At 38.8% G+C, this 19748-nt stretch carries 13 protein-coding genes; 2 read left to right on the forward strand and 11 right to left on the reverse strand.

All coding sequences use genetic code 11. The annotated features are described in order from the left end of the window. The first annotated feature begins 97 nt into the window (after positions 1 to 97). Positions 98 to 904: an endonuclease/exonuclease/phosphatase family protein gene (locus A3EM_RS0113140; RefSeq protein WP_020528680.1), complete on the forward strand. Its 807-nt coding sequence runs from the start codon at positions 98 to 100 to the stop codon at positions 902 to 904. Positions 905 to 1076: 172 nt separating this feature from the next. Here the strand turns inward: A3EM_RS0113140 and A3EM_RS0113145 are convergent, their stop codons facing one another. Beyond that, positions 1077 to 2948, reverse strand: coding sequence for a metallophosphoesterase (locus A3EM_RS0113145; protein WP_169513356.1), 1872 nt, complete (start codon positions 2946 to 2948; stop codon positions 1077 to 1079). An 871-nt stretch (positions 2949 to 3819) separates the two neighbouring features. Here A3EM_RS0113145 and A3EM_RS0113160 point away from each other — a divergent pair. After that, positions 3820 to 5436, forward strand: a complete 1617-nt coding sequence (locus tag A3EM_RS0113160) for a tetratricopeptide repeat protein (protein WP_020528683.1) — start codon at positions 3820 to 3822, stop codon at positions 5434 to 5436. A gap of 199 nt (positions 5437 to 5635) precedes the next feature. On the opposite strand, the gene A3EM_RS42325 is transcribed toward A3EM_RS0113160, so the two are convergent. The 10 genes from A3EM_RS42325 to A3EM_RS0113215 form a co-directional block, all read right to left on the reverse strand. Beyond that, the gene (locus A3EM_RS42325; protein ID WP_020528684.1) at positions 5636 to 6760 is read right to left on the reverse strand and encodes a sulfotransferase family protein; all 1125 of its coding nucleotides are present in this window, start codon (positions 6758 to 6760) and stop codon (positions 5636 to 5638) included. A gap of 616 nt (positions 6761 to 7376) precedes the next feature. Further along, on the reverse strand, positions 7377 to 8537 hold the full coding sequence (locus tag A3EM_RS0113175; protein ID WP_020528686.1) for a Gfo/Idh/MocA family protein: 1161 nt from the start codon (positions 8535 to 8537) through the stop codon (positions 7377 to 7379). A gap of 37 nt (positions 8538 to 8574) precedes the next feature. Further along, positions 8575 to 9600: a sugar phosphate isomerase/epimerase family protein gene (locus tag A3EM_RS0113180; RefSeq protein WP_020528687.1), complete on the reverse strand. Its 1026-nt coding sequence runs from the start codon at positions 9598 to 9600 to the stop codon at positions 8575 to 8577. 143 nt (positions 9601 to 9743) lie between these two features. Next, positions 9744 to 10955, reverse strand: a complete 1212-nt coding sequence (locus A3EM_RS0113185; RefSeq protein WP_020528688.1) for a cupin domain-containing protein — start codon at positions 10953 to 10955, stop codon at positions 9744 to 9746. Positions 10956 to 10970: 15 nt separating this feature from the next. Next, positions 10971 to 12041, reverse strand: a complete 1071-nt coding sequence (locus tag A3EM_RS0113190) for an aldose 1-epimerase family protein (RefSeq protein WP_020528689.1) — start codon at positions 12039 to 12041, stop codon at positions 10971 to 10973. Positions 12042 to 12047: 6 nt separating this feature from the next. Beyond that, positions 12048 to 12899: a sugar phosphate isomerase/epimerase family protein gene (locus A3EM_RS0113195; protein ID WP_020528690.1), complete on the reverse strand. Its 852-nt coding sequence runs from the start codon at positions 12897 to 12899 to the stop codon at positions 12048 to 12050. Between the two features lie 4 nt (positions 12900 to 12903). Next, positions 12904 to 13632 (reverse strand): 3-keto-disaccharide hydrolase, encoded by a 729-nt coding sequence (locus A3EM_RS0113200; protein ID WP_020528691.1) that lies wholly within the window; start codon positions 13630 to 13632, stop codon positions 12904 to 12906. Positions 13633 to 13735: 103 nt separating this feature from the next. Then, entirely contained in the window at positions 13736 to 16405 is a 2670-nt protein-coding gene (locus A3EM_RS0113205) for a c-type cytochrome (RefSeq protein ID WP_157637871.1), read from the reverse strand. A gap of 365 nt (positions 16406 to 16770) precedes the next feature. Next, entirely contained in the window at positions 16771 to 18126 is a 1356-nt protein-coding gene (locus A3EM_RS0113210; protein ID WP_020528693.1) for a sulfatase family protein, read from the reverse strand. Between the two features lie 125 nt (positions 18127 to 18251). Next, positions 18252 to 19745, reverse strand: coding sequence for a RagB/SusD family nutrient uptake outer membrane protein (locus tag A3EM_RS0113215; RefSeq protein WP_026210274.1), 1494 nt, complete (start codon positions 19743 to 19745; stop codon positions 18252 to 18254). Positions 19746 to 19748 lie beyond the last annotated feature (3 nt).

Consider the following 19748-nt stretch of genomic DNA (forward strand, 5'->3'; position numbering starts at 1 on the left):
CACTTTTTTCCCATCTGAAAATTTTTGAAATTGAAATCAAAACAGTTCTAATGATTTTCACTTCTTTCATTAATTTTTCATTTAAAGAAACAGAAAAATGAACAATACATTTCAAAATTCTTCAGCAAGAGTAGGTGCATGGAATTTAGGTGGATATGGAGGAATCCCTGATGAGCGAATAGCCAAACAGGTGGAAGGGCTTACATTAATGGATGCAGAAGTATTGGCTTTGGTGGAAGTGAACCCCATCGAAGTAATCCAAAAATTACAGGATGGACTTGCGGAAAATGGATTAAATTATAAGCATAAAATTTTAAAGCAAAACAATGATTTAAATATCGGGATTTTATTTAAGGAAGGGATTGAAGTGGGCGAACCATTCTTATTGGAAAATTCGGATTTAAATCTTCCTGAAAGACGAAAAGCCTTTGTAATTGAGGTAAAGGTGGGAAATTTTGATTTTATCATGATTATTGTTCACCTTAAATCCGGCAGAGGAAAAGGAGATCAGAAATTGCGTGACGAACAGGCCAAAGTAATTGGTGAATTTATTACCAAATTGAGAGACGAAAGTCGGGAAGATATTCTTCTTGTGGGAGATTTCAATATGATTCCCGGAGAGGATGTAAGTAATTTTCATCATCTGGGAGGAGATGATTTAATGAATTTTATTTCCTCATGGGACCTGCAAGACCGATACTCTCACATTCTTGAAGCAGGCAGGGCAAATCTTTTGGATGGATTTGCCATCAGCAGAACATTTAGTACTGAGTATATCCGGGGTAGTTTAAGATTATTTCAGATGCACTGGGCCATGAATATGGGACGGGAGCGATTTAGAAAAACGGTATCCGATCACCTGCCTTTTGTAGCTAATTTTAGAATTACCAAAAGGGGAGAGTAAGCACCCGTGCTCCACACCGGGTATTCCACACCGGGTACTATTATTTCCGAGAAATAGTAATCTCTCTATCAGTCTTTTATGGCAAAATAAAACACGATTAATTATGAATTACTACTTAAATAAATTTTACACTCCCCTTTTTTGCTTTTCAACTGACAGGAATTAAAATAACTTAATTATCCACTGCCCTGAAAAAAGTACCTGACCCTACATAATTATCTTTTCCTCTCCAGTCAGGTTTCCAAAACAATTTAGATTCATGGCTTCCATCCATATCGTAGTCAGTGACCACCAGATTCAACCTAAAAGTTTTCCAATCTTCATCCTGCATTTTTTTGAAGTATTCCATCGGCAATGCCAATTCCAGGGTATATCCATTTTCGGTTCTATTCCAGGCGGATTCAGGCTGAACTTCCATATATTTTTTGCCATACAATCCTTCCCCTTCCAATGGACTTTGACCAAAATACATCCAGTCTTTAAATGGGCGACTCCCATCTCCATGGGCACTGACCGTCAGTGGTCTTGCATCCAATAATACACTTACCCCATCTTGTTCAGCAGGTAATCGGCCGGGAGCTGCAATTATTTCATCATCTGTTACATTTACTGCTATATACCAAAAATCCTCATCATACCTGACATCGAACTCAAAGGAAGCATCTTCTGCACCACTATGTGAAAAAGGATTGGCTTCAAGGAACATCGATTTTTCCGAAGAAAAAGACAATTTTCCCCAATCTTCCAGGTTTCCATCTATCTTAATCTCTTCAGAAGTACTTTCAATATTTTTCTGTGTTTCAGGGAATAAATTAATTTCCGAATCCCATTCAACTTTTGGGTGATTTTCCGGTAGGTAGGCCGCTTTGCACCGCATTTTTAATGGTCTAATTTCCTTTAAATCCTGATTCGGTGTAATCACCAAATCCAGCATTTCCACCGAATTGGGCTTTAGGGTTTTAGTAATTTCAGCCATGCTCGGAATTAATTGCGTATTAGCCTGAAAATCTATTGTTACTTCCAGGGGCACATCACTATCATTGGTCAGCTTAATTTGAGGACTGGCTTCTTCAAAGTTATCTCCCAAAACAAATACCGGCTCTGCAACCACAGGAAATTTTCTTCCCAGAGGATGAATCCATTTTGCCACATCATCAGTTACCACATCCTCTCCCCAGATCCCTTCTAACATTAAATTGGCAATGATTGGGCCCTCATCTGTCATTGTAATCCAAACTACGTGATCGAATTCCCCAAAAGACGGTCCTCTTAAGCTACTTCCCCCACCAGTGGTGGCCAGTATGAAATATTTGCCATTATTCCTTTCGTATTTTACATATTGGTGATTATGACCTACGAATACCGAGTGTTTTCTATCCTTTAGCATGTTTTCTACATCCGGCCATCTTCCAGGTGCCTTTTGGTTCCAAAGGGGTTGATGCATAAAAACCAGCGTCCATTTTACATCCTGGTTTTCCTCCAGGGTTTTTTGAATGTATTCAAATTGTTCATCTTCAATAGCCCCTCTTCCAGAACCTTTGGTAGCTTCTTCGCTGTTGAGGCATAAGAACAAGACATCTTTATAAGTAAAATGGTAATAGGATGGCCCAAATAATTTTTTCCAGTTTTCGGCCAAAACCGGATTGGTATAATCATGATTGCCAGGCACATAGAAAAAAGGCACACTTAAGCTGTCAATAAAACCATTAAATTCCTTCCACTGACGGTCAATTTCTTCCTGATTTTCTGTGTAACCCTCAATTAAATCTCCTACACTCATTACAAATTCGGGTTGTAAGATATTAAGCTTATTAATGGCATCGGGGAAAACACCAGGCCGATGGCCACCAGTGCGATCGGTCACAATCGCAAATTGGAATGTAGAAGGATTATTATTCAACTTTAGATTATTCCAGGGCTTAGGTCCTTCGGGAATGTCCACAATTATTTTTGCTCCGGTTTCCTGAGCAAAAGAAACCAGTGACGGCACAAAAAAGAGAGTAATGCAAGTAAAATAAAGGTACGTTTTAGCGTAAAATTTCATTTGATTTTTTGTTTTGAAATTAGGAAATAAAACAGGCCTAAAGGAGAATAAAATGTTAAGAAATGAAGACATTTTTCCCAGGGTCAAAACTGGCTATCATCGAAAGGATCAATTCTTTAAAACAAATTGCTTTTATAGGAATTAATTTACAAAAAAAAACCATCCCAAAATAATCTGAAATGGTTAATTGATGCAAGAAGAATAAAAGAGAAAAAGTTTTCCCTAAGAATTATCGATTTCAAAAATAGAATTCAAATATTTTCTTTAAATGAATAGGAAATGAATTTTGATCCTTTTGTCTTTATCCATCTGTATCCTCCCGGAATTTCCCGGTAATTTGAATTTATGCTGTCATATCCACAATAGATTGCATAATCCAATTTAAAATTAGTGGATGGGGAATTTTCTTTCTATCTTTAATTCCTCAACTTATTCTTTACCTTCACCTTTTCAATAACAAAATACTTAAAGACAGGATATACTTGACTATAAGTATGGAATATTTTGCCATCTCTTGGATTACTCGGTTTCTTCCGCTAAATTGTTTACTTGAATGGAAATAAATTTGGGGATTAAAACTAGTTAATGTATTTCCTTAGAGGGAGTTTAAAATTTAGGTTTTCCGAAATGTCGGACCAAAGCGAAAACGTACAGTTTTGGGTTCTCACGATTAAAGAAAATTTTTGAATAGCAGCGAGCGCTATTTGGAAATTTTATTTTGAAGTGAGGTTTCATAAATGGGCGTTTGCAGCGAAACAGTTAAAATTTAAACATGCTCTCATGATGACTCCATAAAACCCAGCCAGCCCAATTATTTTAATAAAAATTTAAAAATATCAAGATCACTCTACTTCTATCAAATCAAATTTATATGAAAACCATATTCTCCATTTTGGCTTCCTTTTTAATTTTATGTTCCTGCCAACCTGCTAAAGATTCTGGTGAGAAGGCTTCCCATTTGGGAGATTTACAACATGAATTTAATATATCGGAGGAGGCAGCAGTACCATTTAACAAGGGGTTGTTGTTATTACACAGTTTTGAATATGAGGATGCCCGGGAATCTTTTCAGGAAGCCATAAAAGCGGACCCGGGTGAAATGATGGCCTACTGGGGTGAAACCATGTCTTATTATAAGGCCCTTTGGGGACTTCAGGATATAGAAGCCGGACGTGAAGTCATGAATAAATTGGGGAAAACAAAAGAGGAAAGACTTGAAAAGGCGGATAATGAACTGGAAAAAGATTTCTGGCTAGGGATTGAAATATTATATGGAGAAGGAGAACTGGCAGATCGAAATAAAGCATATGCCAAACATATGGAAGCGCTTTACCAAAAGCATCCGGGAAATCAGGAAGTAGCTGCCTTTTATGCCCTGGGCCTGATGTGGTCTGTTCCTTTGGGAAGAGATGAAGAAGTTTTTAATAAATCTGCTAAAGTTGCAGAAGGTATTCTGGAAGAAAACCCAAACCATCCCGGAGCCATTCATTATATTATTCACGCTTACGATGATCCTAAATACGCTCAGTTTGCCACTGAAGCGGCAAATAAATATGCTAAAACGGCTCCGGATGCTGCCCATGCCTTACATATGCCTTCCCATATTTATCTGGCAATGGGCATGTGGAATGATGTAGTCTCCTCTAATGAAGCTTCCTATGCGGCCAGTGTGAAAAGAATGGAGCTTAAAGGCCTAGATGACAAAGCACGGGGATATCATTCCTACTCCTGGTTACATTATGGATATTTACAACAAGGCAGGTATGAGGATGCCCGAAAACTCCTGGATGACATGATGACTTATACAGAAAGGTCACCTTCAAACGGTGCACGCAGCTATCTGATCAGCATGCAAAATATGCAACTAATTGCCACCGGGAAATGGGCCCAAAAAGCTGCTCCCATGTTTGTGGATTATGAAGACCTTGCACTAACTACAAAAGCACAACAAAATTTCTTTAAAAGTATGCTGGCCTTTCAACAAAATGATGTGGCTGCCATTAGGGAGGAAATCAAGAAAACAGAAACCCTTTATGATGTAGCTAAGCTGGAGGTTTCAGCCGGTGGAATAGCCCGATGCAGTGCTGGACCCACCAGATATGCCCCAAATAAGGAGAGCCTGAACAGGGCCAATATTATAATCCATCAAATGAAGGCCATGGCAGCTCTTTTGGAAAAGGATAATAAAAATGCAGAAACAAATTTCCAAAAAGCAGCTGAATTGGAAACCAACTCGGAATATTCTTATGGTCCACCGGATATCCCCTATCCATCATTCGAACTATATGCCAATTGGCTGATGGAAAATGAGCGCTACGAAGAGGCAATTGTTCAATATGATCTAAGTCTCAAAAGAGCTCCCGGACGGGCTATGGCTTTAAATGGAAAAATGAATGCTTTAAAAAAATTGGGCAAAACTGAAGAGGCAAAGGAAACCCAGAAAGATTTAAACGCTTTTTGGAAAGGGGAACAAATAGCAAGTATTTAGAGCGTGTTTAAAATTGGAGGTTTTTGCTTGAAAACCTCCAGTTTTGGGTTCTCACTTCAAAAGAAAATTATTGAATTGCAGCGCTATTTGGAAAATTTCTTTTGAAGTGAGGTTTCGTAATTGGGCGTTTGCAACGAAACAGTTAAAATTTAAACATGCTCTTAGTTTAACCTGAAATGTGCTGACTAATCCGGGAAAGTTAATCGTCATAAATTTCAAGCTCTGCAGGAACGGTATAATGCCATTGTTCCATGGCAAAATTGAGTTTGTTCACTACTCTGGTCAGCTCTTTTCGTGATATTTTATAACCATTTTTCCGATGTCCATTCTGTGATTCCAAATATTGGGAAAAGACCGGTTCCAGTTCATTATACTCTCCGATGCTCAATTTCGAATATATTTTTTCAAGCTCGCTTAATGGTCTGTCTTTAAGATGTTCGTAACGAATTTCTATGAGATTGTGCTCATGGCACAACTTTTTATCAGACAAGTAATCATTCAATAACATGACATATAAATCCAAAATCATATGGGATATTTCTTCATTTGAAAAAATTTCAAGGTTAAGCGTAGGAAATAATTCGGTAAAAAACTTCTTGGTGGACAAATAAACAATTACGGGATTCCTGATTAGGAAGATAAATTTAGCATGGGGGAAAATTTCAAGCAGGGTTAAAATTCTTCCGGTGTTCACAGGATTTTTTAAAATTAATCTTTCTCCTTTAGTATTCACCAGGGCCTTACCTGCCATTTCCTTAAACAACCCCTTCCACTTTTCTTTTTCACGATCTGACAACCCATTAAACCTGACATATTTTTTATACAAAAGGTAGTAATTGGAAGGAAAGTAAAAAAAGTGGTAAAAGGACTGATGGGTAATATTGCTTAAAGCATATTCATCTTCCTGTGGATAATCCACATTTATTTTCATTCCATCGCCTGGCCTTTCCCCAGGCATCAAACTCCTCATAAAATTTTTAAAAATAAACTTACTTTTCAGGTTATTGGGATAAACAGACTGATAAGTAGTAACATACCCTGCTTCAGGATCTGTAGTTAGTAAATTATGTAAAAAAGTAGTCCCACTTCGCCAGTGGCCAATGATAAAAACGGGGGCTTTAGCTAACTCAACCGAACGCTGTTTTTTTTTAAATATCAAATGCTCAAACCAATGAAAAGGAGTACTAATGGCCACTAAAATAAAGGTAAGCCCTACCTTGAGCAGGTGTTTGAAACCAGGTTTATTCCCGGCTAAAACCCTCAGGAAATTGGGAAGTGTAGTACCTGCCAATGGGGAAATTGGGGGAAGTTTAAACTTTGACATAATTTACCCTTAATAATTAATGGATATTTCATCCATATTTCTGGTCTTCAAGGATTTAAAAAACAAACTATATAATCGAACAGGGTATATTCCAAATGTAATTATTAATTAAGAATTTCAAAACTAAAACCCATCAACATATCTTAGAAATTTGGTATAATGCAATCAAACCGAATTTACTTCCATCCCAGGCAAGCTTCCCGAAAATCCAATCTTTTATCCTTCATTTAGTCTATTTATTCCCTACCCTTAGCCCCATAACCGAGGTGGAAATTAATTTTTCTCCTCTGGAGTGATTCGGCATCCCGATGGTTTGACACTTCAAGGATACCGGGGAGGAGGTTTTAACTGTAATTATAAAAAACAAACAGGTTTAATTTCAGATGGAAAATTTCCATCTTAGATAAGTTTTGCCCAGTAGCATTTTTAAAACGCTTTATCAACCCTTATAACTAAATTCGGATTGAATTTCTAATTAATAGTATTTCCGGATTTCAATTCCAGAAAAGCACATTTTCCTGGTTAAATTTTAAATTTTTCCCTAAAAAAAGGGATTTACAGTTTCCCATAAATCCCTTTTAAATTTAAACCTAATTAAAAGACTGAATCTCAATTTTTATTCCTCCCATTCCACACCGGTATCTTTCCAGCTTTTTGAATTAGCCGATTCAATGACACTTTCACAAACTTTTTGGGTTTGAAGAGCATCTTTAAAAGTTGGATGACAAGGTTCCCCTGTTTCTAAACTTTTGAAGAAATCCGCCAGTTGATGGACAAAGGTATGTTCATACCCAATAATTAAACCAGGCACCCACCATTTATCCATGTAGGGCTGATCTCCATCAGTCACTAATATCGATCTCCAACCTCTCACAATAGCATCATCCGAGTGGTCAAAATATTCAAGTCTGTTTAAATCATGCAAATCCCATTTAATTGAAGCATGCTCCCCATTGATCTCAAAAGTGTATAAGGCTTTATGCCCTCTTGCATATCTGGTAGATTCGAATAGTCCAAGCGAGCCATTATCAAAATGGCAATGGAATAAGCAGGCATCATCAATTCCCACTTTCTGGGTTTTTCCACTCAATTGATGAACCCGCTCTTTAATGAATGTTTCCGTCATGGCAGACACATCTTTTATACCACCATTCAGCCACATGGCAGTATCAATACAGTGAGCCAATAAATCACCCGTCACCCCGGAGCCAGCTGCATTTGCGTCCAGCCGCCATAAACCTTCACCACCCTGTGGCAATTCCGGACTTATGGTCCAGTCTTGTAGAAAGTTGGCCCGGTAATGAAAAATCTTTCCTAATTTACCTGAATCAATAATATTTTTCGCCAGGGTTACAGCCGGAATCCTTCGGTAATTATACCAAATTGTATTTTTTACCCCTGCTTTTTCAATGGCATCTACCATTTTCTGACCTTCTTCCAAAGTTCGGGAAAGAGGTTTTTCACACAGAATCATTTTCCCGGCATTTGCAGCCGCAATGGCTATTTCCGCATGGGTGTCATTTGGAGTACAGATGTCTACTGCATCAATGTCTTCTCTGGCAATCAGTGCTTTCCAGTCTGTCTCAAAAGATTCATATCCCCATTGTTTGGCAAATGCCTGTACCCTTTCCTTATTTCGGGAACAAGCTGCTTTCAATACGGGTTTATACTCAAGATCCGGGAAAAAATTAGCCAATCTGTTATAGCCATTGGAGTGGGTTCTTCCCATAAACCCACAACCTATTAATCCTATTCTTAATTCTTTTTGATTACTCATTTCTTAATGATTTTCATTTTCAATTTTAAACAACTCACTACCCTTCCCAGCCGTGTAACTCACGAACTTTAATCATGGTAGCCAGAATATCATTCCAGGTCTGCTGATTCATCATCACTGAATTATCGAACATACAACCATCCCAACAAATATGTTTAAAAGCTTTTGTCAGTTTACCATCTCCATCTCTCAGCCAAAAACCAGCATCTTTAGCCACATCCAGTTTTCCATTAGGATCAGTAGCCTGACAATGACGACCAGTTTTATCGTGAGAGCCCGTACCGTGAACAGTGCCATCATTTTGCGCTACATGGAAATCAATGGTCCAAGGTCTTAAAGCATCACTTACTTTTTTCAATCCGGCCTCAAGGGTAGCCCTGTCATTCCAGTCAAAGTTTTCAGGAAGAATTCTGTCTTCTGGTTTGTTGTAACCCAGCAAATACAATAAAGTATGCGACATATCTGCCTGAAATCCCATATTGTCTCTTTCAACCGCCTCAAGGGTTTCTACCATGGTTTTCCAGCTGTGCATTCCTCCCCAGCAGATTTCTCCTTCTGCAGCCAGTTTTTCATCATATTCAGCAGCCACATCACAAGCCTGCTGAAAAGTTTGTACGATTAATTTTGAGTTATTCACCGGATCGGCTGCCCAGGCATCAGGACTCGCTGCAGAATCTATTCGGATAACACCATAGGTACGCACACCCTGTTCCCGCATAATTTTCCCAAAGTGGCAAGATTTCCTTACCATATCCACAAAGGTTTCTCTGGCAGCTTTATCCCCCATGGCCGAACCACCCCAAATGGGAGCAACCAAACTGCCTACATTAAGGTTATATCCTGCAATTTTATCTGCAATCCTTTTGAAATCATCATCAGAACCATTGATGTCAATATGCGGATCTAATAAACCCAGATCAATTCCATCGAATTTTACTCCATTTACTTCTGCTTTACTTGTCATTTCAAGCATGGTATCGAATGGAATGGGCGGTTCTGAATCCGGTCCTTTCCCAACTATTCCGGGCCAGGTGGCATTATGTAATTTTGGATAGTTATTCATTTTCAATCTGTTTATATTTAATAAAATATGTGTTTAAAAAATAGTGGGCCTAAAACCAAATTATTGAATATTTGAAATTCCATTAACTGGCTCATTCCCACCTGGTTAAATTAAAAAAGAATTTAGTGGCAAACCACTAATTTCTACAATTTCAGGTCAGGATTTTCCGGCCCAAAATGTTTCAGCATGACGATAGGATCGGTAGAAGAATAATTGGTGATTTTCACCCCTTCTTTTGCCGCATCTTCCGTTACAAAAAACTCGTCATTAGTCAGTTGTCCATATCGAATAAGGGCGGGTGTTTCAATTTCAAATTCCCCCATTTTTCCATGGCCCTGCATCATGATCATGCCATAAGCTGCACTATCTTTAATGGTTACCGTTTCACCAGGGAATACCGTCAATTCCTTAGCACTAAAGGCATCAGAACGGTAACAAATCCATTTCTCCACATAAGCGCCCGAAGTTGCTGCATCTTTTTCTCCTATTACAATAGGATTCATAAATCTGGTTTCCAGCATATTTGGATCAGTATTGAGTTCCCAGTCGAGCACATCCATTAATTCATCAAAGTCCCCAATTTTGTCCTTTGGCGTACCATTCCACAATAATTCTTCAGGAATAATGGCTTCATTCACCAGGGACTGATACATGGCAAATACATCCGATGCTTTTTGAGGTTCGTATGTGCAAAGACTACCCGGAGCATGCAACATTCCCGGTGGAACATCCCAACCAGTTCCTGGCTCTAATCGGAATGCGGATGAAAAATTGGTAATTTTATTATCCCCTTTGGTAAAATTAACCAGGCATTCCCTAATCTGATCTTTGGTAGTTCCGGGAGTAATTCCAAAAAAGGTATAAGGAAAATCACCACCGTGGTTATTCAACTGAGGGGGGAAATAATAAGCTTCCGGTTTCCCTTTTTGTCCAATTAAGGCTGCTTTTTCATCATTATGGTGCACATGATGCGGCAATGGACCCATGTTATCAAAAAACTTGGAATACATTGGCCAGCTTTTGTATTCATTCCAAAGCCGATCGCCAATGATATTTCCTTTTAATTCATCAATAGCATCTCTCAGGGTAATTTGTACTTCCTTGTCACCATCCTTCAATACGATAAAACTTAATCCCTCATTTTCACCTGTCAAAGGACCATTTTTGGCAGGGGTAGTTGAGGAAAACCATCTTTCATCAATTCCTCCACGAACACCTCCTAACACATAATAATCATCAGGATGCAGTTTAATTCGTCTTCCCGGAACACAAAATGACCTGGGTACCCAAGTAGGGGTTAATCTTAAAATTCCTTTTCCTTGTTCTAAGGCGTTTTCGGCTAATCTTTTATTCATAAATTTTAATTATGTTTAGGCTATTTTATAAAATTTTTGGATAAGATTTTCATCTGTTATTAATGCTAATTCTATCTCGTAAACTTTTGATTCTCCCGGTTTCAAAAAAATCAGGCTTCCATCCTTTCTGGCCTTCGCCTGGCCAATAGGCGGATTGGTTCCTGGTTCCAGTCCGGTCACATATTCCCCTTTTCCCCAGTGCTGCCAATTGGTAAGCCAGGGTAATTGGGCTTTATTAAATTTCAATGCTACTGCCAGATTCAATTTTGAATTGTACAATCCACATTGGCATTTCCCATGTTCGTCTTCAGCGACATCAATAAAGCCAGCAGCTTCTCCACTTCCCGAATGGGACTCCAAAGGAGCAGAACAAGTACGGAAATTATTTCCTTCATTAAAAATTTCATCATCTTGTTTTCCCCCTCTGGATTGCCATTTACCTTTCCAGATAATCGCTGTTCCTTCATCCACTAAAGGCCATCCAAAATTGAAATGGTACAACTGCATATGTGGTGCAGGCGTATTTCCCACATTGGTGACAGTATCCTGGATTTTTATAACTGCCTTCCCAAGTGTGCTGGAAATCGTTCTTTTCAATTCCAGCCTTGGGCCAAAAATTTGTGTTTCCCTCATTTTTCCGGAAATGCTCATTCCCAAATTCCCTGAAATTAAATCAGGTTGAATAATGGATTCAATTTCTGCCGGAGTATTGCTAATCTGTCCGTGTACCCCCCTGTCCCCAAATTCGTCACTTTCCGGACCACCTATATGGGAAAGTCCACAAGTGGCTAAAAGGCCCCCTCCAAAAGTTTTAAGCCAGTCAATTCCTTTGTTGGAAAATGGCTCAGGAGAGGTAATTCCTGTATGGCTCAGCCAGGACAAACTGTGCTGATTGAAGAAAGCATCCGCAATATCCATGGCCCGATCAATCACCACCTTATACCGCAATCCTGTACCGGTATTGATCCAGGCAATTCTTGTTCCCCTACCCGGTCCATTATCCAAAACAGCCGTTTCAATCCCACCAAGTTGCCGGGCATTGGAAATCTTTTCTTTCCACAACTGTTTTGTTTTTTCTGCTTCCATTTCTTTTTAAAGCGTATGTTTTTCAACCATACTTCTAATAAATTTTAGGCCTTCCTCAGCCATATCCCAGGGCTGGGCAAATTCCCGCCATACTTTTAAGGCATTAGCAAAATCAGGATCATTTCTGGTAAATCCTTCAATGGTCAGCCAGCCTTTGTAATCAATATTCGAAAGACTGGAAAACACCTCATCCCAAGGTACATGTCCATCTCCGGGAGTCCCCCTGTCATTTTCACTGATATGCACATGCTTCAGATTAGGGGAAATAAGATTAATTGCTTCAGAAATATTTTTCTCTTCAATATTGGCATGGTGTGTATCAAACATAGCCTGCACATTTGGATGATCTGTCATTTCTACCAGATGTATCAATTGTTGCATGGTATTACACAGATAGCACTCAAATCGGTTCAGGGCTTCCATCGCAAAAACTACATTGGCCTGTGCAGCATATTCCCCTGCTTCATGTAAAATTTCAGCACTCCATTTGTATTCCTGCTCCTCTGGTGCTTTTCCTGAAAAAACCCCAAGTGCAGAATGAAAAGGACCGCAAATAATCTCTGAGTTTAATTCCTGAGCACGATCAACTGCCCATTTGATTCTGTCCAGACCACTCTTTCTGATGGATTGATTTGAAGAAACCAGGTTTTCGGATTCACTAAGCACAAAAACACTCGTAGTTTCCAATTCTATATCCTGTGCATGCTTACCCAACTTTTGATAGGCCTGTATATCCGGAGAACCAATTAAAAACTCCACACCATCATAACCGATTTCCTTTATCCGGTCCAGTATTGGAATTAAATCCTCAGAATTTACCGCAGACCATGCCAAAACATTAAACCCGATTTTTACCATTGTCCTAAAGTTTTTTAAGCCGAATATTTCGATATTCCACTTTCATCGGAGGGCCTACATGCACCTGAACTCCTAGTAAGCCCGATAATTTCCTGTTTATGGCATCCTTATCAATCACTTCACTCATCAGAATTCCATTAACATAATGCTTTAATTTATTTCCTTTGATTATAAGATGACATTCATTCCAGTCTTCACTTTTTATATTAGCTTTTAAAGCTTCAGACTCTCCCAAACTTTTGACAACTTTCCTGGATTGCCAGCAATTTTTCTGCACATTTGCCCTTAAAGAACCTTCTTCATTTGGGTTACCCTGGCTGGTGATCACCGCCTTTTCACCACGATAGGCAAGTGTGGTACGCTTTTTTTCTTCATAATTCTGGCCAGTGTACCTGTTTTTTCCATCAATGTCAGCCTGATATCCTGTTAAGGCAAATGGAACACCTTCCAGGCGATCACTTCTGTAGTTGATTCCGCTATTGCCAGATTCTGTAATTCTAAATTCAGTTTTTAATTCAAAATCTCCTGGTTCGCCTCCTTTCCAGATGATAAAAGTGTTTGATTTTAAAAGGGTTGAAGGGGTTACTTCACCCACCAGACAACCATTTTCCACCCTCCAATAGGTAGGATCACCTTCCCAACCCTCCAAATTTTCACCATTAAATATGGAGACAAAATCCGCTTTCGCAGAGTCAGGGTCGGTATTTTCAGCTTCATCTACAGATAGTGTCATACTGCTCATCATGATTATGAGCAATATAACTTCAAAAATTAATAGCTTTTTATTTTTTCGATAAGGCATGTTTTTCAATTAGTTTTAATTTCAATATACATTTTTATTCCGCCTGATAAATACCATGGTCAGGGTTTCCACCAGAAATCAGATAAGCCAGCAAATCCTTTACTTCCTCTTCATTTAATCGGTTAATCAGCCCGCCAGGCATAGCAGAAACTTCCGAAAGTTTATGATCAACCACCTGATTTTTGGGAATTTCCTTAAGCATATCAGGTGCAAAAGGATTTTGCGAAATCTTAAAATTTTGATCATCTTCACTAATAATTTTCCCAACAATGGAAGAGCCATCTTTTAGGGAGATTACTGATGAAGCATATTGATCAGAAACTACTTTATTGGGTTCAATTATTGAGATGAGCATATCTTCCTGAGAGAACCGGGTTCCCAACTGAGTCAAATCAGGCCCGCTAATTCCTCCTTCTCCATTCATCATATGGCAGGAACTGCAAATGGATGATTTAAACATATTTTTCCCATTCACAAAATTTCTTTGGCCAAGGCCATCTGCCAAGAGAGGTTTAATATCTTCAGCTTTATACCTTTTTCCAGGACCTTTCGGACCTGCCACATTAGCCAGATCATTTCCGGAACTACTGAGCAAAGTATCACCTGATAAGGTATTGTAATATTCAAATTGATCTTCGGGTAGATAAGCCAGGGCTGCTTTTCTGGCATTGTTGATAAACCCGATATAACTTCTTCCTCCCTCAAAATTAAAAGCATGGTAAAACCATTTGAAATATCTTTCCCTAAGCTCAGGAGTCCAGCCCGATTCTACTTTACTAAGCACCAGCGCATAATAAGTATGCTGTTGTGGAGGAATGTTACTTAGCGTTTGGGCGATGTCCAGTCCATACTGCAAATTTCTTTGAATCAAATCGGATGCATCGGTGGCGGTATTGTTCATGGTTGAAGCATCCTCCTTATCCACAGGAGTTTCTAATAGCGTAATGGTTTTTTCGATCATCCCCGGAGCTTCCAAATAAGCCAATACTTTACTTAACAACCTGTCCGTCTCGTGATCATGAGCAGGATATCCGGGATTTAAATAAGCGATTACCTTATTTTTTAGAGCAGATGAAGGTAATCCAAACCTGCTTAAAGTCAGTTCAAAAGCCCGAATCAGGTTAATTTTTTGAATTCCTGAAAGACTTCCATAGTCTGCCTCCAAAAGTTTATTCAACATGAGATCCCGCTGGGATTTATCCGCTTGTCTGGCCAGTGCAATAACCCCCTGAGTGAAAGCATCTGTATCGGTTTCCTTATAAACCAAATCTTTCCACTGATCAACTGGCTGATGTTCTACGGCAATCCGGGCGGCATATTGAATAAACCTGTCCTGATGACTTAAATATGGCCAGGCAAACTCAATAGCCTCAGAATTTGGCTGAGTATGAAATTCTTCTAATTGTTTTCTGATTTTGTTCTCTTCAGTTGGAGAAGCCACAACCGGTGAAGAACTGCCTGCATTTTCAGGGTTATCGTAGTAGACCCTGTATAAATCCGAGTTCAATCGCCTTCCTCCTGTCATAAAATACAATGCCCCATCCGGACCAATCACTCCATCCGTTAAAGGCAGTGGTAAGCCAGATAAAAACTCTTCTTTTTCTCCTGAATAAGTTGATCCTGAAGGTTTTAGATGAATGGCGTAAATAATTCCAAAACTCCAGTCGAAAGCAAATAAAGTGGATTTGTATTTGGCTGGGAAAGCTGCATTTTGCCCATACAATACTCCCGTAGGAGAACCCTGTCCAATATTTAAAACTGGTGGTAAATTATCAGGATAGGAAGGAGACCATTTTCCATTTCCTGTCCTCCATCCGAACTCACTGCCACTGGTCACATGACAGATTCTGGTTGGCCTGTACCAGGGCATTCCCAGGTCCCACTCCATATCAGAATCATAAGTAAATAAATCGCCAGCCTCATTAAAGGCAATATCAAATGGATTTCTGAATCCCGAACTAAAAAGCTCCCAATGCTTTCCTTCAGGATCGGTTTTGGCAATCCATCCTCCTGGTGCTTTTCTGCTGTTGGCATGGCCTCTCGGATCTTTATATTCTGGGAATAAATTATCATTTTCCCATATTTTAGGATTCCTGTAAATATCCATTTCCGGATCATCGGTATGATTTCCGGCAATCACATATAGTGATTTTCCATCTGGTCCGGGAATGACACTATGAGGACCGTGCTCTCCACCTCCTTTCATTGCCTTCAATAAAGTGATTTTATCAAACTGATCGTTGCCATCAGTATCTTCCAATCGGTACAAGCCACTTCCCTTTTCAAAATTTTCATCACCTTTGTGATTTACCATCACATACAGACTATTAAAAGCCCACAGTAAACCCTGAGCATATCCCATTTGGATTACACTATCGGCAACTGGTGTCTCCGTTTGAATTTTTAATTTTTCAATGGTTGGCTTTAAGTCTTTTGCTCCGATCTCGGGAATTTCCATACGATATAGTGTACCATATTGATCGGATGTGATTAATCTGCCTTTATCATCAAATGTCATGGATACCCATGAACCCATTTCATTTTCTGAAGGACTAATAAGATGTTCAGCCTGGAATCCGGCCTGTAGTTTAAGTTTATCTATTTTGGGATTAGATGCCTTCTTATCAGGATATTCCCTACATGATGGCATTAAAATTAAGCAAATGAATGCTCCCTGTAAAAGCTGTATTAGTTTCAATTTCATATTCTTTATGACTTGTCTTTTTCTGTGTTTAACCTGTAAAATACTTGTATTCAATCCTCTTTTAATTTAAAATCCAATATTACATAATAACCTGATTACCAGTTGTTTTAATTAGGAATTAAAACAAAATGGCTGGATAAACCTGAATATAAATAAATCATGATTTAATTCCATTATTAATTTATATAGAGGCCGATATTCCCATACCGAAGTCGGTCAAATCAGGACCTAAATTTTCTTCATCTATAATACTTTAAATAAAAAATTTCTTACTACTCATGAATACTATTTCCACAAAGATTTATAATTTCCTTTTCGGATATACATTTAGAATTTTTTACAGGTTTAATTTTTAGTTTTATTCATTACAATGTCCCCAATAGTTTCCTTTCCTTCAATGGATACCAATTGTCAATTTTAGTTTTTAGCCTTTTGACTATCTCCGGATAATCCTGATATAAATTATTGGTTTCAAAAGGATCTTCTGTAATTTTATAAAGGCGAACAGGTTCCTTTCTCATTTCCTCATGCGTATACATTCCCAGGCCTTCGATTTGCCCATCATAACACAAGATTAATTTCCAATCCCCTTCCACGCACCATCTGTAACCCAAAGAAGCTTCGGGATTATCCTTATCCACTATGTCATGCCCAAATCCTTCACCAAATACAATATTTCTATGCGTAGTATCTTTTCCAATCAAATTTGGCCAAAGGTTCATTCCCGACATCTCCTGGTCAGTTTCAATCCCTGCAGCATCTAAAATAGTAGGCATCAAATCCACACTGGAAATCAATTCCTCTCGTCTTTCAGGTTTCAATACTCCCGGCCATGAGAGAATAATAGGGGTTCGCACACCCCCGTCCATGGCACTTTGTTTGGAACCCACATCAAATTTGCTACTTTCCGGATTTTGAATCCAGCCATTGTCACATACATAATAAATAAGTGTGTTTTCTCTCAAACCTTTTTCGTCAAGGTAATTAATCAAATCCCCACAAGTTTCATCAAACCACTCTACCATGGCATAATACTTTGCCTGAGATTCAGTAAGGTCCATTTCAGTGTACTTGTCCAATAGGCGCTGTGGAGGATTATGAGGTGAATGGGGTAAAAAAGGAGCATACCATAAATAAAATGGCTTTTTTTCTTTTACAGCAAAATCCATAAAATTAAAAACGGTATCCATTCCCTCTCTTCCTATAGTCAGGCCATCATCACCATGCCTTTGTCCTTTGGTCATGCCGTAGGAGAATCCGCCTCTTTTATAATCTCCTTCCCACCATTTTCCCGATTGGTGGCTGAGGTACCCATTGGCTTCCAAAATTTGAGGAAGTGTTTGCAGCCTGTCCACATTTTCCAATAAATCTTCTCTTGGATATTTGGGGGTTTTCCATCCACCAGCCGGATCATTACCGGTAATTCTGTGTTCGTGGGGATAAAGACCGGTTGCCAGTGTCATTAATGAAGGCCGGCAAACAGCAGTAGGTACATATCCTCTCGGAAAGAGAATGCCCTCACTGGCTAAACGATCAAGGTTTGGAGTTTTTACTATTTCATGACCCATAAACCCATAGTCATTCCAGGCCTGATCATCAGATAAAATTAAAACAATATTGGGGGCACTTTTAGTGACCACTTCCTGATTTGGCTTTTCTGGTTGGCAGGAAAAGAATCCTAATAGTAAAAGGTAAAGGCTTAGGTGAAATAGTTTGTGCATTTAATTAAATCTTTTGACTTAAAACTAACATGAACTAATCAAATAGTTATCCTGTACTGTGGGGTAAAATAAAACCTGTAACCTTCTTTATAAAAGTGAGGTTACAGGTTTGCAGAATAGGGTAATCAAAAATGGGGGCTTAAATCTGCTTCTGCAGCTGGTAAAGCATAGAAAAGGGAAATATTGGAAAAAGCATTGCCTCTTGGTTCAGCATCACCTGGATAATAATAATCTGAAGGATTGGCTTTTATCCTGTTTCCATATGCAGTGATTACATCTATTGCTCTTCCGGTTCTTACTAAATCGAACCAGCGTTTGTTTTCAAAAGCCAATTCTACTCTTCTTTCTTTAAAAATAGCCTCACGTAAGTCTCCCGTTGCAGTGCCCAAACCAGCCCGACTTCGCACCTGATTTAAATAAGTGGCCGCCTCTCCGTCTTTTCCCTGTTCGTTTAAAACTTCTGCTAAAAATAAAAGCACTTCTGAATATCGATATACAGGCCAGTTCGTACCGTGATTATTATGCAAGGAATGAGTTTTAGCATATTTCTTTATATAGGGATAGGTCCCATCTTTCCAAAATCCACCACTTAGCGTAATATAACCAATGGAAACATCCTTCCTCAAATCACCATCCTCATAAGCAGCAATGATGTCTGGAGTTGGGATATTATTGCCTTCCCCATTTACAGGTTGAGGATTAGAAGTACCAGTAATAGATTCAACTTCCTCCGCAGAAATAGGTCGAGGTAAAAAGCTGTACAAGAAATTTCCATTTAAACCCTCCGGACCTTCTTTAAATTGAACCTCAAATACTGATTCTAAATTATTTTTATTATCGGTATTTCCCGAAAAGGCCAACTCATATTTAGGCATTAAAATATATTCATTACTATTCACCACCTCTTTTAGGAGGGTTTCTGCCTCTGCCCATTTTTGTTGAATAATAAAAATATTTGCCAGTAATGTTCTGGCTGCTCCGGAGGTCACTCTTCCTGCCTCCTGCTGTGATTTTGGTGGCAATAAGGGTATTGCAGCCTCAACATCCGAAATAATTTGTGCATAAATTTCTTCTTCCGAAGATAAAGGAAGAGCAGCTTCCTGTCTCACTGTCACCGGAGTTAAGTGTAAAGGAACACTTCCAAAATACCGCACGAGTTCAAAATAGGCATAAGCTCTTAAAAAAAGGGCCTGCCCTTTCAGATTAGCCTTTGCACTTTCATCAAAAACCGCATCATCAATAGTCTCCAAGATTTGATTTGTACGGGCGATTATTTGATAATCTAATACATATTGATTGTAGACATGAGTATTTGTAGTTACTCCATTATCACTTGGAATGGCAAAGTCTGCAATATCTTCTTGTTGCTCGGTAGCTCCAAAAAGCACATTCCTGGCATAATAAGTATTATCAGAATGCATCTCACCTAAAAGCCAAGCTCTTGAATTGACAATATCCCTTAAAGGAGCATAAGCTCCATTTACCGCCTGTAAAAAATCTGCCTCAGTTTTAAAAAAAGTTGGTGTACTTAGGGACGTTTCCGGGAAAATTGTCAGTTGATCCTCACAGCTCATCGTCATCCCACAAATAAGCCCGATTAATAAGATTATTTTTTTCATTTT

Origin of the sequence: Flexithrix dorotheae DSM 6795 (genome assembly GCF_000379765.1) — a bacterium.
GTDB lineage: Bacteria > Bacteroidota > Bacteroidia > Cytophagales > Flammeovirgaceae > Flexithrix > Flexithrix dorotheae.